This window comes from Bradyrhizobium brasilense, from assembly GCF_029714345.1.
GTDB classification, from domain to species: domain Bacteria; phylum Pseudomonadota; class Alphaproteobacteria; order Rhizobiales; family Xanthobacteraceae; genus Bradyrhizobium; species Bradyrhizobium australafricanum.
The window spans coordinates 5,998,632-6,025,620 of record NZ_CP121669.1 but is presented as its reverse complement, the minus strand read 5'-3'; the positions used below and the strand labels follow the sequence as shown (position 1 = coordinate 6,025,620).

The following is a 26,989-nucleotide window of genomic DNA, read 5'->3' as shown; positions in this document are numbered from 1 at the left end:
TGTTCTTCGTCAAGCGGGTTGCCATGGTTTTTGGTCCCTGAGCATGGCGTTGAGGGTTGTGAGGACTTTGCGTGCAACGGCGATGAGGGCGACCATCTTGGGCTTTCCAGCGGTCACCAGGCGTCGGTAGAAGACCTTGAGCTGCGGATGGTATCGGCTGGCCGACAGGGCGGCCATGTAGAGCCCGGCGCGCAGCTTGGCCCTTCCACCGCCGATCATGCTCTTGCCCTTCCAGCGGCCCGACTGGCGGGTGAACGGGGCAAGACCGGCGAGGCTCGCAATCTGACGCCGATTGAGCGTGCCGAGCTCGGGCACCTCGGCGAGGAAGGTCCGTGCGAGGGTGTTGCTCACGCCAGGAAAGCTGACCAGCAACTCCTCCTTGGCGCGCCAGACTGGCGAGCCGCGCACCAGCGTGTCGATGTCGTTGTCGATCTCCGGCAACTCCTTCTCGAGGACCTTGATATGGCGGGCAAGGCTCTTGCGGACGCGGACGTTCTCGGCCCGCTTCTCGCGCTGACGCTCGGCAACGATCATCTCGATGATCTGCCGTCGGCGGCTGACCAGTTCGGCCAGCAGCCGGGCTTCCTGATCCGGCATCGCACGCGGCTCCGGCTGCACCGCCTCGACAAACCGCGCGATGACCGCCGCATCGATCGGGTCCGTCTTGGCGCGCTGGCCAACCGCCTGCGCGAAGTGCCGGATCTGGGCCGGGTTGACCACCACCAGCGGCAGCCGGGCGCCGGCCAGCGCCGCAGCAACGATCGTCTCGAAGCCGCCGGTTGCCTCCACCGCAATCAGCGCCGGCGAGATCGCCTGCAAGCGCGCAACGAGCTCTTCCAGGCCTTTGCCGTCACGCGCCACGGCAAAGGCTTCTCCGCTCGGACGGACATGCACGTCCAGTCGGTCCTTCGACACATCAATGCCAACGTAGATCGCGTCCATCTGCACCCATCCTTGCGCAACCGGGCTCGCCAGGCGGCCCTCGCGACTGTTCGGGTTCAATGGAACAACGGACGGGGCGCCGCGCTGAGGTCCGGGCTTCAAAGCCCTGGGATGAAGCGGTCTCCCGTCCGTTACCGCACCGGACACTCTATCCGATCCAGTGCCTCCTGACTTACAAGGATGACGGTATCCTCTATCCACGTTATCGCGAGCGAAACGAAACAATCCCATCCCATGCCGTCGATCCCTCGAATATCTTCTTCGGCTTTTCGGAATTTAACTTGACGGCAGACCCAACTCAGATGTTCAATATGCCCGTCTCACCCGACAAGAGGGGCGCTTCGCGGTCGTCACGAACGTGGGTTGAGATGCGGTGGACGCCGAGTGCGCAACTGACGAGTGCGCATGCGGCGGACGGCGAAATCGTGCAGGCCTGACGCCCTAGCGGCAGGTGTCTTTTCACATTGCGCGATGCGCGCTGTGACGGTGACAACAAAGCCCAGTCTCGCCGGGGAGAGCACGTATAAGCCGTAAGCCATCGCGCAGGGAAAGCCGGATTGCTCCGGTTACACCTGTGGTCCTACCCCCGAGCTTTCTACCCATTGCTCGGGGCCCATGGGTGCGATCGGCACCCGGCTTTCCCTGCGCCCTCTGTTCAAGAGAGGGCGGAACGAGATGCAAAGCTCGGACAGTTCATGTCGCGAGAATGTGGATGTATGACTCACATACCGCGCCACACACGCATCGTCGTCCCGGCGAGGGCCGGGACCCATAACCATTGCTATGCACTCTTGCAACGGCGGTCCCGCCTACAACATTCGCCGCGGCGTATGGGTTCTCTGAGTCCAGCGGCGCGAACGCGCCATTGTCCATCCAATCGGTTCATCGACTGATGTCGCGCGAATGCGAACGTGTAGCCTACACGCCAATGCTGACACGTAGCTTACAGCTGGTCCCTGTCGGGCGGGTCTCACCGTCGCATCGACGACGGATGACTTCCTCAGCCGCCGCATGCTACTCCACCGCGGCGCCGACCGGCGGTCCACCCGGCGGGCGGTGCAGGAAGGTGATCGATGCATAGGCGCCGACCCACGAGCCGAGGGCAGCGAAGGCGACGTAGAGCCAGTTTTCGGTGTAGCTGATCACCGCATAGGAGGAGAGCACATACCAGACGCTGCTCCAGGTCGCCGCCGGCACGCGCTTGCGCGCCACGACCGCCGAGGTGAACATGACATAGACCGCGTCGGTCGCTGCGGTCGCGAGGAAGACAGCGCCGGCGGTGAGAGGATCGATGGCAGCCATTGCAACTCCTGTGTGGGTCGGGCAGAGCTGGATATAAGCAGGGCCGGAAATGATTGTTGGGATCGGGCACCGCCTTTTTGTCATCATGCTCGGGCATAGGATAATCGCAAACGGGTATGCGCATGCAGGACATTCGTGAAATCCTTTCCGATGTCTGGACCGGCGCCGGCGGCGCGCCGGCCGCGCTCGATGCGGTCACATTGACCGGCAGCGAGCCGCAGCTGCCGTCGTCGTTTCGGGTCGCAGCCGCAGCGCAGGCGCCGATCGCAGCAGCCGGCCTCGCCGCGGCCGAGATCTGGAAGGCCCGCAGCGGCGAGCAGCAGGACGTCGCGGTCGACATCCGCCATGCCGTCGTCGAATGCCGCAGCGAGCGCTATTTGCGCGTCGACGACAAGCCGCCGCCGCCGGCCTGGGACAAGATCGCCGGCGTCTATCGTGTCAAAGACAACCGCTTCGTCCGCCTGCACACCAATTTCCCGCATCATCGCGACGCCGTCTGCAAGGTGCTCGGCTGCAGCGCCGAGCGTGACGAGGTCCAGGCCGCACTGCTGCAATGGGACGGCGAGGCGTTCGAGACCGCTGCCTACGCCGCCGGCGGCGTCGTCGCCTTGATGCGCTCGCACGACGAGTGGTCGGCGACGCCGCATGCCAAAGAACTGGCAAAGCTGCCGCTGATCTCGATCGAGAAGATCGGCGAGGCCGCGCCGAAGCCGTGGCCCGCGGGCAACCGGCCGCTGGCCGGCATCCGTGTGCTCGACCTGTCGCGCGTGATCGCCGGTCCCGTCGCCGGCCGCACGCTCGCGGCGCATGGCGCCGACGTACTCCTGATCTCCGGTCCCGATCTGCCGGCGATCCCCTGGCTCACCATCGACACCGGCCGCGGCAAGCTCACGAGCTTCCTCGAGCTGCGGAGCGAAGAGGGGCGGGGCGTGATGCAGGGTCTCGTGGCGCAGGCCGATATTCTCTCGCAGGGCTATCGTCCGCAGGCGATTGCGCGACTCGGATTCTCGCCGGAGGAAGCGGCGCGGATCAATCCCGGGATCGTCTATGTGACGCTGTCGGCCTACGGCCATGCCGGACCATGGGCCGGGCGCCGCGGCTTCGACTCGCTGGTGCAGACCACGACCGGCTTCAATCACGCCGAAGGACAGGCGGCCGGCACGGATGGGCCGAAGGAATTGCCGGCCCAGATGCTCGACCACGCCACCGGATATTTCATGGCGTTCGGTGCCATGATGGCGAAGGCCCGCCAGGCCCGCGAAGGCGGCAGCTGGCACGTCCGGGTATCGCTGGCGCAAACCGGGCGCTGGCTGTGGAATCTCGGCCGCCTCGAAGGAGGCCTTGCGACCGAGGACCTGAAGGCGGATGCGGTGCAGCCCTTCATCGAACGGCTGCCGTCCGGCTTTGGCACGCTGAGCTCGGTCCGGCATGCCGCCGTGCTGTCCAGGACCCCGGCCCATTGGTCCCGTCCGGCCATGCCGCTCGGCAGCCACCCTCCGGAGTTTCCTGCCCCGGAGTTTCCCGGATGAGACATTCAGCTGCCGTTCAGGCTATGCAAACTTTAACGACAGGCATCGCCGAAGGGCGATTTTTAGGTTGTTTGAGACGCCAATTCAGCACTATTAGCGCACCGCTGGGGCCGTCCCGCCGGATGCTGCAACGATTGACCCCGCGGACCGCATGGTGAAAGAGTTTACCAAGAGAATGCAGAGCTTTAGCCGCCCGCGCCTGGTCGTGGCCGCGGCGCTGCTGGCGGTTGCCTGCGCGGGTGCCTATGGCTACACGCGTTTCGGCTCGGAAAAGCAGACATCTTCGGAAGTCTCCAGCCAGTCCCGCAAGGGCGGCGCGCGCTATACGCCGTCGGCGGCCGAGTGGGCCAGCCTGACCTTCCAGACCGTGAGCGAGCACACCTTCCGCTCCGAGCTGGTGACCGAGGGCAAGATCGGCATCGATGAGGACCGCTCCACCCCGGTCTACTCGCCCTATACCGGGCGCGTCACCCGCCTCATGGTGCGGCCGGGCGATGCCGTGGTGAAGGGCCAGCCGCTGTTCGTGATCGAGGCGGCCGACACCGTGCAGGCACAGAACGACTACATCGCGGCGATGACCGGCCTCAACAAGGCGCAGTCGGCGCTCGACCTGGCGCAAATCCAGGAGAAGCGCGCCAAGGATCTGTCCGAGGGCAAGGCGATCCCGCTGAAGGATTATCAGCAGGCCCAGACCGCGCTCGTGCAAGCGCAGAACGATGCGCGCTCGGCGCAGACGCTTTTGGAAGCGGCGCAGAACAAGCTGCACATTCTCGGCTTCGGCGACGACGACATCACGACGCTGCGGCAGAAGGGCCGCCTCAATCCGGAGACGACGGTGTTCGCGCCGATCGGCGGCACCGTGGTCCAGCGCAAGGCCGGTCCCGGCCAGTATGTCTCGACCGGCGCCAGCGACCCGGTCTACGTGATCGGCGATCTGTCGACGGTCTGGCTGATCGCCTTTGTCCGCGAATCCGACGCAGACAATGTCGCGGTCGGCCAGGACCTCACCTTCAGCGTGATGGCGCTGCCGGGCAAAACGCTGAACGCCCGGGTCAACTATGTCGCCGCGGCGATCGACGCGACCTCGCGCCGGCTCCTGGTTCGCGCCACCATCGACAACGCGGACAAGCGGCTGAAGCCCGAGATGTTCGCCAATGTGACGCTGTATTCGAAGGGCGATCACCCGGCAGTCGGCGTGCCGAAGCAGGCGCTGATCTACGAGGGCGACCAGGTTCGGCTCTGGGTCGCGAGGGCCGACGACAAGACCATCGAGCTGCGCCAGATCAAGCCCGGCCTCATCAATGGCGACCTCGTCGAGGTGGCCGGCAACCTCAAGCCGGGCGAGCAGATCGTGACGAAGGGAAGCCTCTTCATCGACCGCGCCGCATCAGGCACCTAAGCGCATGATCCGGAAAAGTGGGAAGCGGTTTTCCCTCGCGACAAACGCGCAACGCGTTTGCGCGGAGATCACGCTCAATAAGAAAATTCCCTTCCAGTTGAAAGCGCCGATCTGAATGGATCGCCTCGTCGCCCTTGCCGTCAATCGCCGCTACTTGATGGTGGCCATGTTCGTGGCCGTCCTCATCGGCGGCCTGCTCGCGTTCAAGCAGCTCAACATCGAGGCCTATCCCGATCCGACCCCGCCGATGGTCGATATCGTGACGCAGAGCCCGGGCCTCTCTGCCGAGGAGATCGAGCGCTACATCACGATCCCGATCGAGACCCAGGTCGCCGGCATCAAGAACCTCAAGACCATCCGTACCATCTCGCTGTACGGCCTTTCCGACGTCAAGCTGCAGTTCTCCTTCGACTACACCTATGATGAGGCGCTGCAACAGGTGCTCAACCGCCTGTCGCAGCTCGCGCCGCTGCCGGGCAACGTGCTGCCCGGCATCTCGCCGCTCAGCCCGATCGGCGAAATCTTCCGCTACCGCCTGAAGGGACCGCCTAACTACAGCGTGCTCGACCTCAAGACGCTGCAGGACTGGGTGCTGCAGCGGCGCTTCCGCGCCGTGCCCGGCGTGATCGACGTCACCGGCTGGGGCGGCAAGACCAAGACCTACGAGATCCAGGTCGACTTCAACAAGCTGGTCGCCAACGGCCTGACGCTGCCGCAGGTGCTGCAGGCGGTTTCCAACGCCAACATCAATGTCGGCGGCAACACCGTGAACATCGGCTCGCAATCGGCCGTGGTGCGCGGCGTCGGCCTGATCCGCTCGATCGACGACCTCGCCAACACCATGGTCTCGCAGTCCGGCGGCAATCCGGTGCTGGTGCGCGACATCGCCCATGTCACGATCGGCGAGAAGCCGCGGCTCGGCATCGCCGGCCTCGACAATGACGACGACATCGTGCAGGGCATCGTCCTGATGCGCCGCGGCGAGCAGAGCTCGCCGACGATTTCCCGCGTCGAGCAGCTGGTCCACGACATCAATCATTCCTCGATCCTGCCGCCCGGCGTGAAGATCGAGCGGATCTACGACCGCAAGGACCTGATCGAGCTCACCACCCACACCGTGCTGCACAACATGGTGGTCGGCATCCTCCTGATCGTACTGTTGCAGTGGATATTCCTGGGCGACCTCCGCAGCGCGCTGATCGTCGGCGCGACGATCCCGTTCGCGCTGTTCTTCGCGGTGATCATCCTGGTGCTGCGCGGCGAATCCGCCAATCTGCTGTCGGTCGGCGCGATCGATTTCGGCCTGATCGTCGATGCCACCGTGATCATGGTGGAGGCGATCTTCCGCCGGCTGTCGCAGACCACCGCGCTGTCGGAAGACGAGCGAAGCCACATCTCCGAGGACACGGTGATGGGGATGAAGAGCCACGCGATCCTGTCGGCGGCCGCCGACGTGTCGCGCTCGATCTTCTTTGCCGCGGCGATCATCATCGCGGCGTTCCTGCCGCTATTCACGCTGTCCGGCGTCGAGGGCAATATCTTCGGCCCGATGGCGCGCACCTATGCCTATGCGCTGGCCGGCGGGCTGCTGGCGACGTTCACGGTCACTCCGGCGTTCAGCGCGATCATCCTTCCGGCGCATATCCACGAGACCGAGACCTGGATCGTCAAGAAGCTCGACGCGATCTACCTGCCGGTGCTGAACTGGGCGATCGCCAACCGCAAGCTGGTGATGGCCGGCGCGGCCGGCCTCGTGGTCATGACCATTATCTTCGCGCGCTTCCTCGGCCTCGAATTCCTGCCCAAGCTGGAAGAGGGCAATCTGTGGATCCGCGCCACGCTCCCGCCGACGATCTCGCTGCAGGAGGGCAATGCCTATGTCAACGAGATGCGGAAGCTGATCCGCAGCCGCCCCGAGGTGGTGTCGGTGGTGTCGCAGCACGGCCGTCCCGACGACGGCACCGATGCGGCCGGCCTTTTCAACGCCGAATTCTTCGCGCCGCTGAAGCCGGCCAGCGAATGGCCAAATACTCACGACAAGGACGTGCTGACCGCGCAATTGCTGGCGCAGTTGCAGGAGAAATTCCCGGGCGTCGAATTCAATTTCTCGCAGTATCTGCAGGACAACGTGTCGGAAGCGGTGTCCGGCGTGAAGGGCGAGAACTCGATCAAGCTCTACGGCAATGATCTGCAGGCGCTGACCGACACCGCCAACAAGATCAAGTCGGTGCTGTCGACGGTGCAGGGTGTCACCGACCTTGCGGTGTTCACCTCGCTCGGCCAGCCGACCATCCAGATCGACGTCGATCGCGCGCGTGCCGCGCGCTATGGTCTGTCGCCGGGCGACATCAACGCCACCATCCGGGTTGCGGTCGGCGGCGACAGCGCCGGCGACCTCTATGAGCCCGGCAGCGACCGGCACTTCCCGATCATCGTCCGCCTCGCGCCGGAATATCGCAAGAGCGCGGAGGCGATCCAGAACCTGCGGATCGGGGTGGCCAACGCCAACGGCGGCATCACGCAGATCCCGCTCTCCGAAGTGGCCTCGATCAACCTGATCTCCGGCGCGGCCTATATCTACCGCGAGCAGCAGGAGCGCTATTTGCCGATCAAGTTCTCGGTGCGCGAGCGCGACCTCGGCAGCGCGATCCGGGAGGCGCAGCAGAAGATCGACGAGCAGGTGCAGCTGCCGCCAGGATCGCGTGTCGAGTGGGTCGGCGAGTTCGGCAATCTGCAGGATGCGATCAGGCGGCTGTCGATCGTGGTGCCGATCAGCCTCGCGCTGATCGCCGTGCTGCTGTTCTTCAATTTCGGCTCGATGGTCGACACCATGCTCGCGATGAGCGTGATCCCGATGGCGATCTTCGGCGGCGTGCTCGGGCTTCTGATCTCGGGGATTCCGTTCAGCGTATCGGCGGCGATCGGCTTCATCGCGCTGTTCGGCATCGCGGTGATGGACGGCATCATCATCCTGTCGCAGTTCAACCAGCTGATCGACGAAGGCTACGACCGGATGCGCGCGGTGATCCGCACCGGCGAGCTGCAGCTGCGTCCGGTGCTGATGACCTGCGTGGTGGCGGGCGTCGGCCTGTTGCCGGCGGCGGTGTCGGAGGGCATCGGCTCGCAGGTGCAGAAGCCGCTCGCCATCGTCGTCGTCACCGGCATGATGCTGGCGCCGCTGGTGATCCTGATCACGCTACCGGTGCTGATCTCCTACTTCTCGCGCCGGCCGAAAGACAGCCTCAGGTGAAGCCGTAGAGCCGCGCCGGATTGTCGACCAGGATCGCCTTGCGGACCGCGGCGTCCGGCGCCCAGACCGGAAGCTGGTTGAGGAGGCGGCCGTCGTCGATCTGAAACAGCGGCGTCACATCGGTGACCTTCTTGCCTTGCGGCGTCACCGAATCCGGGTGCGGCCAGTCGGTGCCCCAGACGATGCGCTCGGCATTGGCTGCGATCAGTGCCTGCGCCAGCGGCGTGGCGTCGGCATAATCGGGCGCAAGCTTGGAGGCGCGGTAGGCGCCGGAAATCTTGACATAGGCCTTGCCGGACTTGACCAGCGCGAGCAGGTCGGCAAATCCCGGCTGGCCTGTGCCGAGCGCGGCCTCGGCGCCGCCGAAATGGTCGAACACGACCGGCACCGGCGCTGTAGCGACGAGGTCCTTGATCGCGGAGATCATGGCGAGGCTGGTGAACAGCTGCACATGCCAGCCGCACGCCTTCATCCGCTCGATCGCGGCCGAGAAGCGCTGCCGGCCGACATTCGGATCGTTGACGCCGCCGGTCGCGAGGTTGAGGCGGATGCCGCGGAAGCCGGCCTTGTTCATGGCATCGAGATCGCTCTCGCTGGTCTTGTCGTCGATCACGGCGACGCCGCGCGCGGTCGGCCCGCGGGCCGTGATGCCGAACAGGGTCGACGAATTGTCGGGGCCATAGACGCTCGGCGTCACGATCACCACGCGCTCGACATGGAGCGCCTTGTGCAGCGCGCTCATCTCCTCCGGCGAGGCCGGTTCCGGCGTGTAGACGCGGCCGGCGAAGAACGGGAATCTCTCGGGGTCGCCATGGATGTGGGTGTGGCAGTCGCATGCCCCGGCAGGCACGTCGAAATTCACAGCGGTCGATGGTTGCGCTGCCTTGGAAAATGCGTTGCTGCTGGTCATGGTCACTCCGGCTGCGATGGAAGCCAGCATCATATCGCGTCGCGTCAGCATTGGACGTCTCCCTGCGTGCTCGGCTGTTATGCGCGTCATACGCGCGCCGGCATTATGGGTTGCCGGCGGGGGCGGAGGTTATCGGCGGAGAGAGCAGGCGGGAAGGGCAAGTTCGCGGTGCGAACGGTTCCGTAATGCCTATTGTCCCGACGGCGTGCGCAGGCCGTGCCAGGCGTCGCGCACCTGATGGTAGTGCACCTCGGGCAGGTAGTCCGGCGTCTTCAGGTTCAGCGTCTTGACGTCGAGGCGCCCGGTCGCGCTGAGCAGCGTGTAGGAGGCGATCACGCGGTCGCGCTGCGCACCGATCAGCCGTGCCCGCGCGGTGATCAGATCCTGCTGCGCGTTGAGCACGTCGACCGTGGTGCGCTGGCCGCCCGCGGCTTCCTTCTGCACGCCGGCGAGCGCAACTTCCGCGGCCTTCATCTCGGACTCCGAGGCCGACACCGCGATCTTGGCGCCCTCATTGGCGACCCACGCGCTGACCACGGCGGTCTTGGCCTGATTGCGGACCTGATCCAGCACCAGCCGGCTCTGCGCCGCGACTTCCTTGGTCTGCCGGGTCTGCGATGCGGCGGTGCCGCCGTCATAGATCGGCTGCGTCACCTGACCGATCACCGAGGCTTGATCGGTGCCGAAGCTGCCGAGCGTGGTGTCGGTGTCGCGGCTGCGGCTGACGCTGCCCTGCACGGAGACATTCGGCATCAGACTGCTCTCGGCGACGCGGATCGAGGTCGAGGCGACGTCGACGTCGAAGCCCGCCGCGGTGACGGCGGGATGCTCGCGGAGCGAGAGCGCGATCGCATCCTCGCGGCTGCGCGGCAGCAGCCGGTCGATGGTCTCGGCCGGACGCAACTGGGATGGCGCGCTGCCAACCACCTGCGCATAGGTAGCCTGGCTGATCGCGTAATTGACCTCGGCGGCGTTGAGGTCGGCGAGGCCGCGGTTGAGCCGCGCCTCGGCCTGGGCGGTATCGGTCGGCGTCACGTCGCCGGCATTGAGGCGCCGTTCGGTGATTGCCCGGGTCTCCTTCAGGAAGGCGACGTTGGCGCGCTGCGCCTCGACCAGGGTTTGGTTGGCGAGCACATTGGTGTAGGCGGTGACTGCGTCGAGCAGCACACCCTGGCCGACATTGCGCAACGCCTCGCGGCCGGACTGCACCTGCAACTCGGCGACGCGGACGCTGTTGGCGGTCTTGAAGCCGTTGAACAGGGTCTGCGTCACCGTGACGCCGATCTGCCACGGCTTCAGCGTTGCGGTCTGGATCACATTGCCGGGCAGCTGATCGCGCACCGCCTGCAGGCCGACCGACAGGCCGGCAATGATCTGGGGACGGTAGCCGGCCAGCGCCTGCGGCACGTTCTCGTCGGTCGCACGCTGGCGCGCCCGCTCGGCGTTGAGTTGCGGATTGGTCTGATACGCCTTGACCAAGGCTTCCGGCAGGCTCTCGGCGCGGGCCGCGGTCTCCGTCAGAAGCGCACATGCCAGCACGCCAAGGCCGATGCCCGACAAAAGCACGCGCCTCGCTACGTCGCCGACCCTCGCGGCACGCTCAACCATGTGATCCCGCAAACCAAAACTCCGGCAGTGCGCCCCCGCCGACGCCGCCGACACATCTACCTGTTTACGGGGCGGTGCCGCCACAGACAAACCGCCGCGCGACATCTGCACATCATTTCAGTTCTTGTCTGTTGCCGGTTCGTCACAGGCGCACGTATCGGTCATATGAAGTATAAGTTTGAACCGCCGGCCGTCGATTCAACGATGCCGGTTATCCACCGTCTCGTCCGGGTCCGTTGCTGATGCCGATATTCTTCTCCGACCCCGAGGCGATCGCGGAGCACATCATTCGTGACGTCGGAACCGAACTGGTGGTCGGGCTGCCGCTCGGCCTCGGCAAGGCCAACCACATCGTCAACGCGCTGTATGCGCGAGCAGTGGCCGACCGCTCCATCAACCTGACGCTGTTCTCCGCGCTGACGCTGGAAAAGCCGAAGCCGAAGAGCCTGCTCGAACGGCGCTTCATCGGACCGGTGATCGACCGCCTGTTCGGCGGCTATCCGGATCTTGCCTACGCGGATGCGCTGCATCATGGCGCACTTCCGCCCAACATCAAGGTGATCGAGTTCTTCTTCCTCGCTGGGCAGTGGCTGCACCAGCCATTCGCGCAACAGCACTACATTTCCGCCAACTACACCCATGCGACGTCATATTTGTTGTCGCGCGGACTGAATGTCGTGCCTCAGCTTGTTGCCAAGCGCGTGGTCGACGGCGCGCCGCGCTACAGCCTGAGCTGCAACACCGACACCACGCTCGACGTGCTGCGCGCCCGTGCGCAAGGGCGGGCGTCGTTCAAGCTGATCGGCCAGGTCAATTCCGAGCTGCCGTTCATGCCCGGCGCCGGCGACCTGCCGGCGGATGAATTCGCCGCGGTGCTCGACAGTCCAGAGACCGATTTCCCGCTGTTCGCGCCGCCGTCCGAGCCGATCAGCGACACCAAATATGCGATCGGCTTGCATGCCGCCGGTCTGGTCCGCGACGGCGGCACGTTGCAGATCGGCATCGGGCAGGTCGGCGACGCGCTGGCGCAGGGGCTCGTGGTCCGCCATCGCGACAACGCCGAATTCCACGGCATCATGCAGCGCCTTGCGCCCGGTACCGGGCAACTCGCCGCGGCCGAGACCGGGTCGTTCGAAAAGGGGCTCTACGGCGTCAGCGAGATGCTGTTCGAGGCGTTCCTCGGGCTGATCGACGCCGGCATCCTCAAGCGCGACGTCGGCGGCGTGATCCTGCACGGCGCATTCTTCCTGGGCCCGCCATCATTCTACCGGGCGCTGCGCGAGATGGCACCGGAGCGGCTGGCGCGAATCCAGATGATGCCGGTTTCCTTCACCAACGAGATCTTCGGCGACGAGGACGGCAAGCGTCGCGCCCGGGTCGATGCGCGCTTCGTCAACAATGCGATGATGGCGACGCTGCTCGGCGCTGCGATCTCGGACGGCCTCGAGGACGGCCAGGTCGTAAGCGGGGTCGGCGGCCAGTATAATTTTGTGGCGCAGGCATTCGCGCTCGAGGGCGCACGTTCTGTGCTGGCGCTGGAGGCGACCCGTCAGTCCGGCAAGCAAGCGCAGTCGAACATCCGCTGGTCCTATGGACATGAGACCATCCCGCGGCATCTGCGCGATGTCTTTGTCACGGAATATGGCGTCGCCGACGTCAGGGGGAAATCCGATGCCGACGTGATCGCCGCGATGCTGCAGGTCTCGGACTCCCGCTTCCAGGGCGAATTGATGCGGCAGGCCAAGGACGCCGGCAAGCTGCCGCGCAGCTACGAGATTCCTGCGGCGCATCGCGAGAATTATCCCGAGCGCATCGGCGATGCGCTGAAGCCCGCGCGCAATGCCGGGCTGCTGCCGTCATTCCCGTTCGGCAGCGATTTCACCGATGTCGAGCAGCGGCTGATTCCGGCGTTGCAGCTATTGCAGCAGGCGCAGCACACGCCGCTGCAACTCGCCGGCCTGCTGTGGCAGGGCATGCGGCATCCGCCCGATGCCGCCGACCGCGAATGCCTGGCGCGGCTCGGTCTCGACAAGCCGACGCATTTCGCTGAGCGCGCCTATCGCGCGCTCGTCACAGCGGCCTTGCAACGGAGCCGGATGGGCTAAAGCGCGAAGAGACCATCGCGCTTTAGCCTGTTGTCTCAGCATGATCTTGTCCGGAAAACCGCTTCGCACTTTTCCGGATCATGCTTTAGCGGTTCTTGTTGACCGGCTTGCGCTTCTCGATGAACGCCGCCATGCCCTCGGAGCGATCCTCGAGCGCGAAGGTCGAGTGGAACAGATTGCGCTCGACATTCATGCCCTCTGCGAGTGGCGTCTCGAACGCGCGGTTGACGGCTTCCTTGGCCATCGCGACCGCCGGGCGCGACATCGAGGCGATCTTCTCGGCCGCCGCGAGCGCCTCCTCGAGCAGCTTGTCGGCGGGCACGATCCGCGACACGAGGCCCGAGCGTTCGGCTTCCGCCGCGTCCATCATCCGCCCGGTCAGGCAGAGGTCCATCGCCTTCGACTTGCCGATCGCACGGGTCAGGCGCTGCGTGCCGCCGATGCCGGGAATGGTGCCGAGGGTGATTTCCGGCTGGCCGAACTTGGCGGTGTCGGCGGCGATGATGATGTCGCACATCATCGCGAGCTCGCAGCCGCCGCCGAGCGCATAGCCCGCGACCGCGGCAATAGTCGGCTTGCGGCAACGGGCGACGCGGTCGCCGCCGATGGCGGTGAAATCGCTGTTGAACATGTCGATGAAGCCTTTCGGCTGCATCTCCTTGATGTCGGCGCCGGCCGCGAAGGCCTTCTCGCTGCCGGTGATCAGGATACAGCCGATCTTGTCGTCGGCCTCGAGATCGTCGACCGCCGCGGCGATCTCGCGGAACACGCCGAACGAGAGCGCATTCAGCATTTTCGGCCGGTTCAGCGTGATGACGCCGACCGGTCCCTTGCTTTCGACAATGATGAATTCGAACGTAGCCATGGACGCAAACCCCGTGCCTGATTTGCCGGGCAATGTGCCCGCTGACGGGATGCGCTTCAAGTGGCTGAAACGAGGCTTTGGGCTGCGGTGCGGCGCCCCCGCGCCGCACCGCAGGTGCCTCCGCTAGGCCATGAACATGCGCGCGGCGGAGGCCACCGTGAGCAAAGCGCCGAACCCGATGAAGATCTTCCCGATCAGCGAGGTCTGGTCCCAGCTCGCGCTGTCGCTGCTCGCCAGAACCGGGGCCGGCTTGGGTGCAGCCACGGCAACCGTCGTCGGCGGCGCGGGCGGTGCCTCCTGTTGAGCGGTCTGCGGCTGGGCCGGCTGCGGCTGTTCCGCCGGCTGCTCCTGCTGCAGGGCGCGGTCGACCTCGTTGAGCTGGTCGGATGCGACCACATTACCGTCGGACTGGTCTGCGGGCTTTTCGGCCGCGGCAATCAACACATTGGCTTTCACCGGCGTCGCCGCTGCATTGTCGTCGCCGGAGGTCAGCTCCGCATTGGCGTTGGCGACGGTGGCGGGAATGCCTGCCGAGGTGACCCTGCCGGCGTCGTTATTGGCGGCCTTCTTGCTCTCGGATTTGTCGGCGGTCTTGTCAGCGGTCCTGGAGGACCGGTGGCGTGCCGAGCGCCGGCCATGCCGCGAACTCTGCTCGGCAGACTTGTCGGTCGTTGCGCTGTCGGATTTCGATGCCGATGCGTCCGAACCGGCCGCATGCGCCGGCAACGGAGCCGCAAGACACACGAGAAGCCCTGTCAGTCCTGTCGCAACCATCAATGCCAAGCGCCCGCTGGCTTTGATCTTCATTTTGATGATCTCCCCATGTCGCCCGCCCAAGGGCGAAAAGAGACCCCGCTGCGTGTCCACACCGGGGCAGAAAAAGGGAATCTTCGGGCATCCGGGGGCAAAAGCTGGGCAATTTCTTCCCAGTGGCCCATCGACGGCAGCAGCACCGATGCTTGTCGGACCGATCGGTGTTATGAGCCGTGACGTCTGGAAACCCGCCGGAGCGATTCTTTGAGGCCGACCCTCGGCGCGGTCTTGCCGGAGGATAAAGATCACGAATTCGTGATCGTCTGGCATGCCGCGTAACGAACTGAAAGATCGGCCGAATTGCAATTCAGGAGCCTGCGTGCGCGAACGTGAGGATGAATGGACCGGCCTGATGCGGTCGGCCATTTCAGGCGATGATGCGGCGTACCATCGCCTGCTCAAGGCCATCACGCCGGTACTCCGTGCTGCGGCGCGCCGCGGCCTGGCGCGCGCGGGACAACCGGTCGATCAGTCCGAGGACATCGTGCAGGACATCTTGTTGGCGGTACATTTGAAGCGGCAGACCTGGGACACGAGCGCGGCGTTCGCGCCGTGGCTGTTCGCGATCGCGCGCAACAAGCTGATCGACGCGCTGCGCCGCCGCGGCAAGCGGATCTTCGTCAATATCGATGATTTCGCCGAGACGCTGCCCGGGGAAACGCCGGAACCGACGGCCTCGCCGGGCGAGGTGAGCGCCCAGCTGCAGGCTTTGCCCGCGCGGCAGCGCGAGGTGCTGCAATCGATCGCGGTCGACAGCGCCTCGATCAAGGACACCGCGGCGAAATTCTCGATGACCGAGGGCGCGGTGCGGGTCGCGCTGCATCGTGGGCTTGCGAGCCTCACTGCGAAATTACGGGATCGATGAGCATGGACACCGATCAACTCATTCGAACCCTGGCCGCCGACAATGCCTATCGCGCGCGTCCGATCGGTCTTGCGCTGATGCTGGCACTGCTGGCGGCGGCGCCGGTCTCGCTCTTGATCTTTTTTGCCGAACTCGGCGTGCGGCCCGACGTGATGAGCGCGATGCACAATCCGTTCTTCGACCTGAAATTCGCCGTGACGCTGGCGCTTGCCGCCTCGGCGATCGCGGTCAGCCTGCATCTGTCGCGCCCGGAGGCTTCGCTGCGCGGCTTCGGCTGGTGGCTGCTGATTCCCGCTGGCATCCTCGTCGCCGCCATCAGCGGCGAGATGATGATGCCGCAGCGGACGCCGATGATGACGCGGCTGATCGGCAAGAATTCGATGGCCTGCATGACCGCGATCCCCGCGATGTCGCTGCCGCTGCTGGTCGGCGCGCTGTACGGGCTGCGGCAGGGCGCGCCGGCGCGGCCGGCGGTTGCCGGTGCGATAGCCGGCCTGCTCTCGGCAGGGCTCGCGGCAACCGTCTACGCGTCGCACTGCACGGATGACTCGCCGCTGTTCGTCGCCACCTGGTACACGCTGGCGACCGCGATCGTCGCGAGCGTCGGCGCGCTGATGGGAAACCGGGCGTTGCGATATTAAGCAATCGTAGCCCGGATGGAGCGAAGCGAAATCCGGGATTCTCGCCGCGGATGGACGTCCCGGATTGCGCTCCGCTCCATCCGGGCTACGGAGATCAAGCTGAGAGTTCAGGCTGCGGGCGCGGACTGCTGCATGCGATGGAAGCGCAACACCTGCTGTGCGGTCGACGGCCGCAGCCGCTCATAGGTGTCCTTGCAAGCCTGCAGATCGGTCGGCTCGCCGCCCGAGATGTCGTCGCGCAGGTTGATGATCGCCCGCACCGTCGACCATGACAGGCCCGAGACCTTGGCCAGGATCATGACGCCCTCGGCGCGGGTTTCGATCATCATGTTCTCGGCGACGCTGACCGAGACGTTGGCGAGTGCGGCGAGCGAGGCGTTGGTCTCGTCGAACTTGCCGGCCTCGGCGAAGGCTGCGAGCTGGAATTCGTCGAGCCGGCCATCCTGGTAGAGCGACTTGACCAAGGCATGCGCGATCGTGGTGTCCGGCGTCACGGCGGCCGGCGCCGAGCGCGCGCGTCGCGTCGCTTCCTTCACCGCGATCGGAATCTCCTTGGCCTGCTGCGGATTGGCAGCCTCAAGCCGCTGCCTGACCGCGTCCGAGGCCTTGGCGACCAGCTTGAGATAGAGATGCCGCGGGATGTTCGGGCGCAGGCCGACGCAGGTCGACAGGTTGTCGTCGCCCTCGGCGCGGCTGACCAGGCGGGTGAAGCCGCGCTCGGTGAATTCCGCGCCGGGATTGTTGACCGCGCTCTGGATCACCTCGTCATTGCCGCGCAGCACCAGCACGTCGGTGACGGCGCCACTCAGCGTCTTGCGGTTCGAGATCGCGAGCAGATGCGCCTGGCTCTTGCTGCGCGCCGTTTCGATCAGGGTGTCGTCGTCGAGCCGCGGCGACAGCGTCAGCACGGGGCCCGCGACCTCGATCAGGTCGTCGAAGGCAAGGGTGCGGATGGTCTGCGGCGGCGCGGTGTCGATCGGGGCGAGGCGGTCGGCGAGCAGCGCCTTGGCCGAGTTTTCGATGTGCTCGAGCAGGCATTGGAAAACATCGTCGAACAGCACGATCTGCTCGTTGGAATAGTTCACCGAGCCGTTGATGAAGAGGTCGGTCACGCGGCGCAGCGTCTCGACGCGGCGTGCGACGGTGCCGTGCGCGAGGGTCGTCTGCAGCTCGTCGAGCAGACTTTCGGGGGCGGTCTCGGGCTTCAAACTCATGACTCTGTCCTGGAGCGGTGGCGACGGCTTCTCCGGCGCCGAAGAGGGAAATGGATTTCAGGCGCTGGCGATGCGGTTGCGTCCCCTGGCCTTGGCTGCGTATAGCGCGCCATCGGCGCGGGCGAGCAACGTATCGGAGTTTTCGCGCGGCTTGAGCGTCGTGACGCCTGCGGAGATCGTCACCCGCATGCCGGGCGAGAATGCGCTCCAGTCGAGATCGGCGATGATCGCGCGCAGCCGTTCGAGCGCGCGCATCGCCTGATCCTGCGACAGGTCGGGCAGCACCAGCAAGAATTCCTCGCCGCCGTAACGGCCGAAGCGATCGACGCTGCGGAGGTTGGCGAACATGCCGATGGCGAAGGTGCGCAGCGCCTCGTCGCCGATCGGATGGCCGTAGACATCGTTGATGCGCTTGAAATGGTCGAGGTCGATCAGCGCAACCGCGCAGGAGCTGCCGTTGCGCGCGCAGCGCGCGATCTCCTCCTCGAGCGTGCGCATGATGCTGCGGCGATTGGAGGCGCCGGTCAGTTCATCGAGCTCCGCGAGCTCCTCGATGCGCCGATAGGCCTCCTTCAGCTTCAGTCCGCTCTGATACAGCGATTGCTGCATCGAGCTGGAGAAGATGCCGAGGCACATGCAGCGCCCGATCGTCAGCGCGAACACCAGCATGGTGGCGAGGCGATCGATCCGGGTCGCGGTCGGCATCCCGATCGCCTTGTCGGTGCCGAGGAACAGCGCGGCGAGGCCCAGCACCATGACGGTCCAGACGATCGCAGTCTGCCGCGCCGAGGTGCGCAGCGCACCGAAGCCGAACACCACGAACAGGTTGCAGAGAAACAGCACGCCGACTTCCGGCGCGATGTAGGTGAACACCAGCAGGTTCACCATGTTGATCGCCGATTGCGGCGCGACCAGATAGTGGTCGCGGAAGCGCTCGTGAAGGCCGCGCTCGGAGAGCACCACGTAGACGGCGACCAAAGACAGGCCGGTCAGCGCGTAGGCGGCCGCCACCCAAACCGACGTGGTGCCGCCATGGGCGTAGATCAGCAGCACGACGGCGTCGAGCACGAAGCAGGCCGCGATCATCGACTGGATCTGGCGGCGCTGCTTGGCCCGGCGCGCCAGGCGCTCGGCCGTCAGCCTGGGACGGCCGCTTTCCGATGCGCCCGCGATCGGGCTGGGAAGTGACGACGCAGCGCTGCCCATGGTCTCGCCATTGGTGAAATCCGGCGAAAATCTACGTGGGAAAGCCTTTAGGTTTGGTATCTTTTGGAACCGAATCTACCCCGGTGTAACCCGGTCATCGCCCTTGTTTCGTAAGGGGAATCCGTTCGCAGAGGCGAGGCGGGAGCGATGTGCGGCAAGCCTGCGCTGTGGCGGACTTCGTGACGGTGCTGGCGTGCCGATAAAGCCTTGGTATCATCGCGCCGGATGGTGCCTGTCCGCGAGAGTTTTCACTATTATGATACCGTTTATCGAGTCTCGGCTGATTTTTCCTCATTGGAAGCGCCGACTGTGGCATAGATCACACATGCAGTGCGGACATTGCCGTAATGTGAAGAATCTTGGCTCTCGCGTCGAACCACGCACCGCCCCCTTCAGACCAACTTTGCGAGACGGGCATTGAGCGCGACACAGGCGGCTTCAGACGACGTTCTGATCGCTCGGATCGCTCAAGGCGACCGGCTTGCCATGCAGGTGCTGTACGGGCGGCACCATGTCAGGGTGTACCGCTTCGGGCTTCGGCTCGTGCGGGACGAACAGGTGGCGGAAGATCTCATCAGCGAGGTCTTTCTGGACGTGTGGCGTCAGGCGGGCAAGTTTGAGGGACGATCCGCCGTTTCGACCTGGCTTCTGGCGATTACCCGGTTCAAGGCGTTGTCTTCGCTGCGGCGAAGGAAGGACGCCGAACTGGACGATGAGGCCGCGAACGCGATCGAGGACACGTCCGACGATCCGGAAACGGTAGTGCAGAAGAAGGACACCGGTGACACGCTGCGTAGGTGCCTGACGGGACTATCGGCGGAACATCGGGAAATTGTCGATCTTGTCTACTATCACGAGAAATCCGTGGAAGATGTCGCTGAGATCGTGGGGATTCCGGAGAATACCGTGAAGACGCGCCTGTTCTATGCGCGCAAGAAACTTGCCGAGTTGCTGAAGGCAGCCGGTGTCGAGCGAGGTTGGCCATGATGGCTGCGAGAACAAAGGTGCAAGAGCCTGACGATATCGAGATGCTGCTGCCCTGGCACGCGGCCGGCACGCTGAACGCGCGTGACACGCGCCGCGTCGAGGACGCGCTTGCGAGCGATCCGGAGCTCGCCCGGCAATATGCCGTCATTCGCGAGGAATATGCCGAGACCATCGGCCTCAACGAGAGCCTCGGTGCGCCCTCGGCGCGCGCGATGCAGAAGCTGTTCGCCGCGATCGATGCCGAGCCGGAGCACAAGCCGTCGATGGGCGCGCGCATGTCGGCCTCTGTCTCGGAGTTCTTTTCGAAATTGTCGCCGCGGACGCTGGCGTGGTCGTCCGGCCTCGGTGCGGTCGTGGTGTTGTTGCAGGCGGGCGTGATCGGCGCGGTGCTGATGCGCAGCCAGCCGGCTTTGTTCCAGACGGCGTCGCTCGATGTCGCCGAGCGCAGTGCGCCGGTCGCGCCCAGTGCGCCGATCACCCGCGACCTCGGCGCCAGCGTGGCGGCGACGCCGACCCGACTGCTGGTGCGCTTCACACCCGATGCCAGGGTCGCCGACATCACGTCGCTACTCGACAATTACCAGGCCTCGATCCTCGACGGGAAGGGCGGGATGTTCCGGCTGCAGTTCCGCGCAATGGACAAGAGTAGCGTCGCTGCGCTGATTGCGCGTTTGCAGAAGGAGAAGATCGTCAGCCTCGCGGTCGAAACGCCATAATCGGCGGCTGACGGTTCTGCGCCGAGTTGAGGTCACCATGGCCGCCAACGGCCGGACCAGATTGACGAACCACGCGATCGCCGCAGCCGCAGCATTGTTGCTGGTCTGTGTTGCCGGCTCCGCCTCCGCCCAGAATTTCATGCGATCGCCGACCGGTGGCGCGCCACAGGTCTCGCCCGGGTTGCGGGCCAATCCCGGTATGGGAAGGGTTGGTGGCAATCCCGCCGGCGGGTTCGGCGGCCCGGTTGGCCGCATGCCGCCGACGGTGGACCGCGGCCCGGCCACGTCGTGGACCTACGATGGGCCGCGATTGCGCGTGCCGTCCCCCGTGCGCCCCGCGCCCCGTCTCTCTGCCAGCTGCGATGACGGCGATCGCGGCCAATGTTCCGACCGGCCGGTTGCCGGCAACGGCGGCGGCAAGGGCGCAACGCGGAAGGGCAGGGCCGGCGGTGGCGGCAGTTTGCGTGCGCAGGATGCGTCGAGCGTGCGAACCGTGCCGAATGAGCTCGTGGCCGAAATCGACGGTGCATTGACGGAGGCGGAAGCAGATGCACTCGCGCGCCGTCATGGGTTGAGGCGGATCGCCTCGCAGAATGTCGCGCTGCTGGGTGCGACGATCGGCCTGTTCCGCATCCAGGGCAATCGTTCGGCCGAAACGGCGAGCCGCGAGCTCGCAAGCGATGCCGGCGTCCGCTCCGTACAGCCCAACTACCGTTACGCGCTGCAGGACCAGAAGGCGTCGGGCGGCAGCGATCCGGCGCAATATGCCCAGACACAGTTGCATCTGCCCGCCGCCCACAAGCTGGCGCGCGGAATGAATGTCACCATTGCCGTCATCGACTCCGGTGTCGATGCCGCCCATCCGGAGCTGGCGAATACGGTCGCGGATACGTTCGATGCGCTCGGCAGCAAGGATGGCCCGCAAGCCCACGGCACCGCCATTGCCGGCGCGATTGCGGCGCGCGTCAGGCTGACGGGGAGCGCGCCGGAAGTGCGAATCCTGGCGATCCGCGCCTTCGGTGCGGTCGCGGGCGGCGCCGGGAGCACCTCCTATGTGATCCTCAGGAGCCTCGACTACGCGGTGGCGCATGGCGCGCAGATCGTGAACATGAGCTTTGCCGGACCGAAGGACGCCCTGGTCGAGCGTGCGGTGGCAGCCGCCGCGGCACGGGACGTCGTGCTGGTCGCCGCGGCCGGCAATGCCGGTCCGACATCGCCGCCGCTGTATCCGGCCGCTCATCCCGACGTGATCGCAGTGAGTGGCACCGATGCCGGCGACCGGCTGATGGCCGCCTCGAACCGCGGCAGCCATATCGCGCTGGCGGCTCCGGGCGCCGACCTCCTCGTGCCGGTGCCTGACGGCAAATACCAGCTGATGTCGGGCACATCGTTTTCGGCCGCGTTCGTCAGCGGCATCGCGGCCTTGGTGTTGGAACGCAATCCGGCATTGAAGCCTGCCGAGGTGCGACAGGTCCTGACCAGCACGGCGCGCGATCTCGGGACACCTGGACGTGACGATCTGTTCGGTGCGGGGGAAGCGGATGCGCTTGCCGCGGTGATGGCGGCGACCAGTGCACCCGTTGCCTCTGCCGCGGACAAACCGTCGCAGCCTGCACAGCAGGCCGACGGCAATAACACTTCCGTGAGCCGCACGCCGAATGAACCCGCGCCGTCGATCGCATCGGAGGATTCCGCTGCAAATCGCCGTGCTGCGCAGTGATTTTCGACGCCGAACGCCGGCAACGGTGCGATGGAACCGCGGCGCGAGAAGGTTAAAAAAATCGCCGGCGATTTGAACGTCCGCCTTCCTCTCACGACTTATGTGTGTGGGAGCGGTTTACCCTCCCCGGCTATATCAGGCGCGAGCGCCCATCCACCCCAAGCGCCCATATGGCTTTGACCCGTCCGGTTGTCCCCCCGGACGGGTCTTTCATTTTGGGGGCACCCTTGCATGACGGACTCGACGATGCGCGGCACGATGGCGCCGACCGATCGGAGCGGGATGGGCAAACGCGCGACGGCTGCGGCGGTTGCTGTGGATCATTCCGCCCCAGGAGCGGTGCGCATCGCCACCACGGCAAGTCGATGACTTGAGGCAGTTCGAGCGAGAAACTCCGTAGTAGAGCGGACTTCTTCGATCGCCCGTTCGCGATTAAGAATTTAGTTAGACTTTATTTACCTTTTCCACAGAATATCGGCGTCACGTCCAGTTGATTCGGTTCGTTCGGTTGCGTCTGCGTCCGTTTCTTTTCCTGCGGGCAAGTTGAATGACACATCGGACCGACGTGGCCAGAGGCCAGGAGATCGTTGCACGCTGGTGCAACCTCGCCGAGCAAAGGCTGGAGCACCTTACCGAACTGTTCGATACCGGGCGCTGGCGGCGCTATCACAGCGAGCAGGCCTTTCTCGAGAACATCAGGGAAGCCCGTGCCGCGGTCGACATCTGGCGCGAATTGCTGTCCCGCGAAGCCTCGCTCGACAATTCGCCGATCGATCTGTCCTGGCTCGGTCGCGGCAGGTCGAAACTGCCGCCGGCCGCCATCTCGCCGCCGCCCGCGCGCCGGCCGGAGGCTGCGGTCCTGGCCGAGGCGGCGATGAAAGCGGTCGCGGCCGCGCTGGAAACGGCGGCCGAGGTGCTGGAGCAGCCGCCCACGGTGGCCGACGCGCCGCCGCTGGAAATGCCCGCTCCGGCTGCGCCGCCGCCGGTGCTCGATCTCGACACCATCCAGCGGCGCTATCCGCTGCTGCGCAACGCGCTGTAGGCGACCGCTCTCGCTTATTTTTTGAGCATGATCTCCGCGCAAGCGCGTTCCGCGTTTGTCGCGAGGAAAAGCCGCTTCGCCCTTTTCCGGATCTAGCGCTTTTTCCGTTCCGATTGAATCGGAACGGGGCTCTAGATTCTTGTTTTGACGCGTTTTCTTCACGCGAACCGGTATCCACTTCGCTCGAAAACGCTCTAGCGCCGCACCGCGTTCGCGCCGACCACGAGCTGCGCATATTGCTGGGCGCCGCCTGCCGACAGATCCGGCGTGATCGGGCGGGCATGGTCGAGCCCGACCACCGCGCCGCGCGGGGTTTCCGAGATCATGTTGTTGTTGATCAGCGCGGTGCCGGCGCCCGGCACTACCGAGACGCCGATGCCGACGAAGGCGTTGCGGACCACGTTGCCTGATATCGCGACGTCACGCAGGTACTTGCCCCAGCCGGCGACGATGCCGAAGGTCGGCGCGTTCTCGATCACATTGCCGGTCACGGTGCTGTCGGCCTCGACATAGATGCCGATGCCAGCGCCGTCGTTCGGGTCGGTGCCTGCAGGGCGCTTCGGCAGCAGGTTGCGGATGATGTTGCCCTGGACCACAGCGATGCGGCCGCCCTCGTTGAAATTGCACACGGAGACGCCGATCGCGGCGCCGTCGACGGTGTTGTTGGCGATGACCGCGGCCTCGAACGAAAACTCCGAATAGAGCGCGACCTCGCGAACATTGCTGACGCTGTTGTCGGTGATGTGGATGTTGGAGGCCGAATTGCCGCGCACCGCCGAGAAGTCGCAGTTCTTGATGCGGTTGCCGCGCACGATCACGTTGCCGGCGCGGAAGGCGTTGATGGCGTTGCCGTACTGCCCGGAGCCGCCGGGGCCGGCCTTGATGTCCTCGATGCGGTTGTCTGCGACGATCGAGCCGTCGTCGCCGATCGCGGTGCGCAGGATCTCGATGCCGTTGTCGTTGGTGCCCTTGATGGTGTTGCGCGACACCATCAGGCCCATCGCGTCGAACGATACCAGCGCCGTGGTCGCAATGTCGGTGAAGATGTTGTTGCTGACATCACCCGACATCTGCTCGAACCAGATGCCGTTGCCGCCGCTGCCGGTGAACCGGCAATCGGTGATGCGGATGTCGCGGCCGGATAGGCAGTGCACGAGGCCGCGCCGGTTCGGCAGCGGGACGTTGCCGCCGTCGAAGGTGAGGCCCATCAGAACGACGCCGCAGGCGCCTTCGCCTTCCAGCAGCGAGGCGCCGCCGTTGAACACCAGCCGGCTGGCGCCGCGCACGCCGATCAGCTGGCTGCCGGGGGCAAGCCGCAACGGGCCGGTCCGGTAGACGCCGGGCGGGAACGCGAGCGGCACCTGCGCCCGCGCGGCGTCATCGATCGCGCGCTGCAGATTGCGGGTCTGGTCGTCGGGGCTGCCGGGATGCACGCCATATTGCGTGACGTCGCGGCCGAGCGAGCCGGTCGACGGCGCTGCTGCACGCACAGCGTCAGGCGACATTGTGAGCGCGCCGGCTGCGCCGGCGGCGGTTGCTCCGATCAGATGGCGGCGGTTGACGTCCATGGGCATGGCCCTCGCAACATTCGCGAGCGGTGACGTTCGCGGGTCGAGTGGTAGCGCGAAACGCGGCGCGGCATGGTGAACACGCCGACGCAGCGGGGCGATTGTTGGCGGTAGGGTTAATCGCGGGTGCAACCGATTCACGTCGGGGGATGAGGGCCGTGGCTCCTTCCCAGGCGTCGTCCCGGCGAAGGCCGGGACCCATACGCCGCGGCGGGTGTTGTGAACGGAACTCGTCGCACCAGCGTTGCGCAACAAGCAGCATCGGTGGTTATGGGTCCCGGCCTTCGCCGGGACGACAGTGATTGTGTTTGCGCCACTTGCGATTCACACATCCACGTTCTCGCGACATGATTTGCCCGAGCACTTGCTCTTCGCTTCGCCGCTCTGAAACGGGCATTTGCAACGCTCACGCGCGCGAGGCCTGCCGGGTCAGTTTCACCAGCTCCATCAGCATGGCCTCGCCGGCATCGACCAGCGCTTCCAGCGTGATCGATGATTGGCCGGATGCAGCCGTGCCGTCATGGGCGAGCGGCGGGACGTGGACGAATTGCGCGAGGCGCAAGTCATTGTCGCGGTTGACGGCCTCGATCGCGCGCCAGCTCAGATAGTTGCAGAGATAGCTGCCGGCGTCGCGCGAGGCTCGCGCGTCGATCCCGGTCGCAAGCGCGGCGCGCAGTAATTTTTCAGTATGAGGCCCGAACATGCGCGCATCGGCGCCGCCCTCGATCGATCCCTTGCGCGCATGCTGGCGGCCGGCATCGGGGAAGCGCGTGGTCACCGCGTTGCGGGCACGGCTTTCGATCCGCAGATAGCCGGTGCGGCCGGCGAGGCCGAACATCAAGAGCGCCTGCGGGCGGTGTTCTGCGAACAGCTCCGGCAATTCGCGATCGACGGCCGCGTAGGTGACGTCGAAGATGTGGCTCGACAGCGCGACGTCGTCGAAGGCCGGGCGGCGCAGGGCGGTCAGCCGCTTCACCAACGGCATGGTCGGGTTGAACGGCGCACCCGGAAACGGCCCGAAGCCGGTGACGAGGATGCGCAGCCTGCCGCTCAATGCAGCATCTCCGCGATCTGTTCGGCGGCGACCGCGGGCGAGATGCGGCCGCCGGCGACCTCGGCCTCCATCTTCTTCACCTTGGCGCGGATCGCGGCATCCGAGCGCAGCCGCGCCATCATCCGGCTCTCCAGCATCGACCACATCCACTTCACCTGCTGCTCCCGGCGGCGGCCGGCGAACTCGCCCGAGGCGTTCATCGCGGTACGGTGATCGAGGATCTTCTGCCAGAGCCGGTCGAGCCCGGCGCCGGTCAGCGCGGAATAGGTCTCCACCGGCGGATGCCAATGCTCGGAGCGCGGCGCCAGGATGTGCAACGCGCTGCGATAGTCGGCGGCGGCGAGGTTGGCGCGCTTGAGGTTGTCGCCGTCGGCCTTGTTGATCGCGATCATGTCGGCGAGCTCGACAAGGCCCTTCTTGATGCCCTGCAGCTCGTCGCCGGCGCCCGGCAGCATCAGCGCCAGGAAGAAGTCGGTCATGTCGCAGACCGCGGTCTCGGACTGGCCGATGCCGACGGTCTCGACCAGCACCACGTCGAAGCCGGCCGCCTCGCACAGCAGCATCGCCTCGCGGGTCTTCGCCGCGACGCCGCCGAGCGTACCCGAGGAGGGCGAGGGACGGATGAAGGCCTGGTCGGAGACGGCGAGCCGCGCCATCCGGGTCTTATCGCCGAGGATCGAGCCGCCGGTGCGCGCCGAGGAGGGATCGACCGCCAGCACCGCGACCTTGTGGCCGCGCTCGATCAGGAACATGCCGAGCGCATCGATGGTGGTCGACTTGCCGACGCCGGGCGAGCCGGTGATGCCGACCCGCACCGCCTTGCCGGTGTCGGGCAATAGCGCCTGCACCAGCTCGCGCGCCGCCGCCTGATGATCGCCGCGCCGGCTCTCGACCAGCGTGATCGCCCGCGCCAGCGCGGCGCGGTGGCCGGCACGGAGGCCCTTGGCGAGGGCGCTGATGTCGGGAGCGGCAGGCTTCGATGCGATCATGGGGTTGGTTTACAACGGCTGGCCATGGCAGGCGAGGGGAACGCGGATCGGCACCGGCGCGGCCTGTTGATGACGCCTCGGACATGAGGTGATGAGGTTGAATGGCTGCGAAGGCGGCGGTGCACTCCCTCTCCCGCTTGCGGGGAGGGCTGGGGTGGGGGCTCTCTCCACGAGCCACAGCGCGGAGAGAGCCCCCACCCAGATCGCATCTTCGATGCGATCTGACCTCCCCCGCAAGCGGGAGAGGTGCAGCGCCTTGCCTGG

At 65.8% G+C, this 26,989-nt stretch carries 21 protein-coding genes; 10 read left to right on the top strand and 11 right to left on the bottom strand.

All coding sequences use genetic code 11. The annotated features are described in order from the left end of the window. Nucleotides 1-9 precede the first annotated feature (9 nt). The gene (locus QA635_RS28290) at nt 10-942 is read right to left on the bottom strand and encodes an IS110 family RNA-guided transposase (protein WP_283062735.1); all 933 of its coding nucleotides are present in this window, start codon (nt 940-942) and stop codon (nt 10-12) included. A gap of 1,014 nt (nt 943-1,956) precedes the next feature. After that, nucleotides 1,957-2,244 carry a hypothetical protein gene (locus tag QA635_RS28285; protein WP_018270628.1) on the bottom strand — a complete coding sequence of 96 codons (288 nt, stop codon included), beginning with the start codon at nt 2,242-2,244 and terminating at the stop codon, nt 1,957-1,959. Between the two features lie 122 nt (nt 2,245-2,366). On the opposite strand from QA635_RS28285, the gene QA635_RS28280 reads away from it, so the two are divergent. From QA635_RS28280 to QA635_RS28270, 3 genes are all read left to right on the top strand, one after another. Continuing rightward, nucleotides 2,367-3,773, top strand: coding sequence for a CoA transferase (locus QA635_RS28280; RefSeq protein WP_283062731.1), 1,407 nt, complete (start codon nt 2,367-2,369; stop codon nt 3,771-3,773). 151 nt (nt 3,774-3,924) lie between these two features. After that, nucleotides 3,925-5,172: an efflux RND transporter periplasmic adaptor subunit gene (locus QA635_RS28275; RefSeq protein ID WP_283062729.1), complete on the top strand. Its 1,248-nt coding sequence runs from the start codon at nt 3,925-3,927 to the stop codon at nt 5,170-5,172. A gap of 115 nt (nt 5,173-5,287) precedes the next feature. Then, nucleotides 5,288-8,422 (top strand): efflux RND transporter permease subunit, encoded by a 3,135-nt coding sequence (locus QA635_RS28270; protein ID WP_225641774.1) that lies wholly within the window; start codon nt 5,288-5,290, stop codon nt 8,420-8,422. Here the strand turns inward: QA635_RS28270 and QA635_RS28265 are convergent. Both QA635_RS28265 and QA635_RS28260 read right to left on the bottom strand, forming a co-directional pair. Beyond that, nucleotides 8,415-9,383, bottom strand: a complete 969-nt coding sequence (locus QA635_RS28265; RefSeq protein ID WP_283062726.1) for an amidohydrolase family protein — start codon at nt 9,381-9,383, stop codon at nt 8,415-8,417. The two genes, QA635_RS28270 and QA635_RS28265, sit on opposite strands and share 8 nt — an antisense overlap. A 138-nt stretch (nt 9,384-9,521) precedes the next feature. Further along, nucleotides 9,522-10,940 (bottom strand): TolC family outer membrane protein, encoded by a 1,419-nt coding sequence (locus QA635_RS28260; RefSeq protein WP_225163263.1) that lies wholly within the window; start codon nt 10,938-10,940, stop codon nt 9,522-9,524. 242 nt (nt 10,941-11,182) lie between these two features. Here QA635_RS28260 and QA635_RS28255 point away from each other — a divergent pair, with 242 nt between their 5' ends. Continuing rightward, a complete protein-coding gene (locus QA635_RS28255) occupies nt 11,183-13,045 on the top strand; it encodes an acetyl-CoA hydrolase/transferase C-terminal domain-containing protein (protein ID WP_283062723.1) in 1,863 nt (620 codons plus the stop codon). An 85-nt stretch (nt 13,046-13,130) separates the two neighbouring features. Here QA635_RS28255 and QA635_RS28250 read toward each other — a convergent pair whose 3' ends face one another. Then, nucleotides 13,131-13,910 (bottom strand): enoyl-CoA hydratase, encoded by a 780-nt coding sequence (locus QA635_RS28250; protein WP_016843234.1) that lies wholly within the window; start codon nt 13,908-13,910, stop codon nt 13,131-13,133. 123 nt (nt 13,911-14,033) lie between these two features. After that, nucleotides 14,034-14,993 (bottom strand): hypothetical protein, encoded by a 960-nt coding sequence (locus QA635_RS28245; RefSeq protein WP_341850391.1) that lies wholly within the window; start codon nt 14,991-14,993, stop codon nt 14,034-14,036. 49 nt (nt 14,994-15,042) lie between these two features. Between QA635_RS28245 and QA635_RS28240 the strand changes: the two genes are divergently transcribed. After that, the gene (locus QA635_RS28240; protein ID WP_076833573.1) at nt 15,043-15,588 is read left to right on the top strand and encodes a sigma-70 family RNA polymerase sigma factor; all 546 of its coding nucleotides are present in this window, start codon (nt 15,043-15,045) and stop codon (nt 15,586-15,588) included. Between the two features lie 2 nt (nt 15,589-15,590). Next, nucleotides 15,591-16,229: an NrsF family protein gene (locus QA635_RS28235; RefSeq protein WP_028331662.1), complete on the top strand. Its 639-nt coding sequence runs from the start codon at nt 15,591-15,593 to the stop codon at nt 16,227-16,229. A gap of 107 nt (nt 16,230-16,336) precedes the next feature. Here QA635_RS28235 and QA635_RS28230 read toward each other — a convergent pair whose 3' ends face one another. Both QA635_RS28230 and QA635_RS28225 read right to left on the bottom strand, forming a co-directional pair. After that, complete coding sequence (locus tag QA635_RS28230) at nt 16,337-17,443, bottom strand: DUF2336 domain-containing protein (protein ID WP_028331661.1); 1,107 nt, start codon at nt 17,441-17,443, stop codon at nt 16,337-16,339. 57 nt (nt 17,444-17,500) lie between these two features. Beyond that, complete coding sequence (locus QA635_RS28225) at nt 17,501-18,649, bottom strand: GGDEF domain-containing protein (RefSeq protein ID WP_283062718.1); 1,149 nt, start codon at nt 18,647-18,649, stop codon at nt 17,501-17,503. 417 nt (nt 18,650-19,066) lie between these two features. On the opposite strand from QA635_RS28225, the gene QA635_RS28220 reads away from it, so the two are divergent. The 4 genes from QA635_RS28220 (at nt 19,067) to QA635_RS28205 (ending at nt 23,114) form a co-directional block, all read left to right on the top strand. Further along, nucleotides 19,067-19,636, top strand: a complete 570-nt coding sequence (locus tag QA635_RS28220; RefSeq protein WP_016843228.1) for a sigma-70 family RNA polymerase sigma factor — start codon at nt 19,067-19,069, stop codon at nt 19,634-19,636. Next, nucleotides 19,633-20,352 (top strand): hypothetical protein, encoded by a 720-nt coding sequence (locus QA635_RS28215; protein ID WP_050387103.1) that lies wholly within the window; start codon nt 19,633-19,635, stop codon nt 20,350-20,352. Before QA635_RS28220 ends, QA635_RS28215 begins: the two co-directional genes overlap by 4 nt. 37 nt (nt 20,353-20,389) lie before the next feature. Continuing rightward, entirely contained in the window at nt 20,390-22,072 is a 1,683-nt protein-coding gene (locus QA635_RS28210; RefSeq protein WP_283062714.1) for a S8 family serine peptidase, read from the top strand. A 547-nt stretch (nt 22,073-22,619) separates the two neighbouring features. Then, nucleotides 22,620-23,114 carry a TIGR03809 family protein gene (locus QA635_RS28205; RefSeq protein WP_283062713.1) on the top strand — a complete coding sequence of 165 codons (495 nt, stop codon included), beginning with the start codon at nt 22,620-22,622 and terminating at the stop codon, nt 23,112-23,114. A gap of 194 nt (nt 23,115-23,308) precedes the next feature. Here the strand turns inward: QA635_RS28205 and QA635_RS28200 are convergent, their stop codons facing one another. From QA635_RS28200 to meaB, 3 genes are all read right to left on the bottom strand, one after another. Beyond that, nucleotides 23,309-24,682 carry a TIGR03808 family TAT-translocated repetitive protein gene (locus tag QA635_RS28200; RefSeq protein ID WP_283062711.1) on the bottom strand — a complete coding sequence of 458 codons (1,374 nt, stop codon included), beginning with the start codon at nt 24,680-24,682 and terminating at the stop codon, nt 23,309-23,311. A gap of 406 nt (nt 24,683-25,088) precedes the next feature. Continuing rightward, a complete protein-coding gene (locus tag QA635_RS28195; RefSeq protein ID WP_283062709.1) occupies nt 25,089-25,736 on the bottom strand; it encodes a pyroglutamyl-peptidase I in 648 nt (215 codons plus the stop codon). Next, on the bottom strand, nt 25,733-26,725 hold the full coding sequence (gene meaB / locus QA635_RS28190; RefSeq protein ID WP_283062707.1) for a methylmalonyl Co-A mutase-associated GTPase MeaB: 993 nt from the start codon (nt 26,723-26,725) through the stop codon (nt 25,733-25,735). The genes QA635_RS28195 and meaB overlap by 4 nt, the downstream gene beginning before the upstream one ends. Nucleotides 26,726-26,989 lie beyond the last annotated feature (264 nt).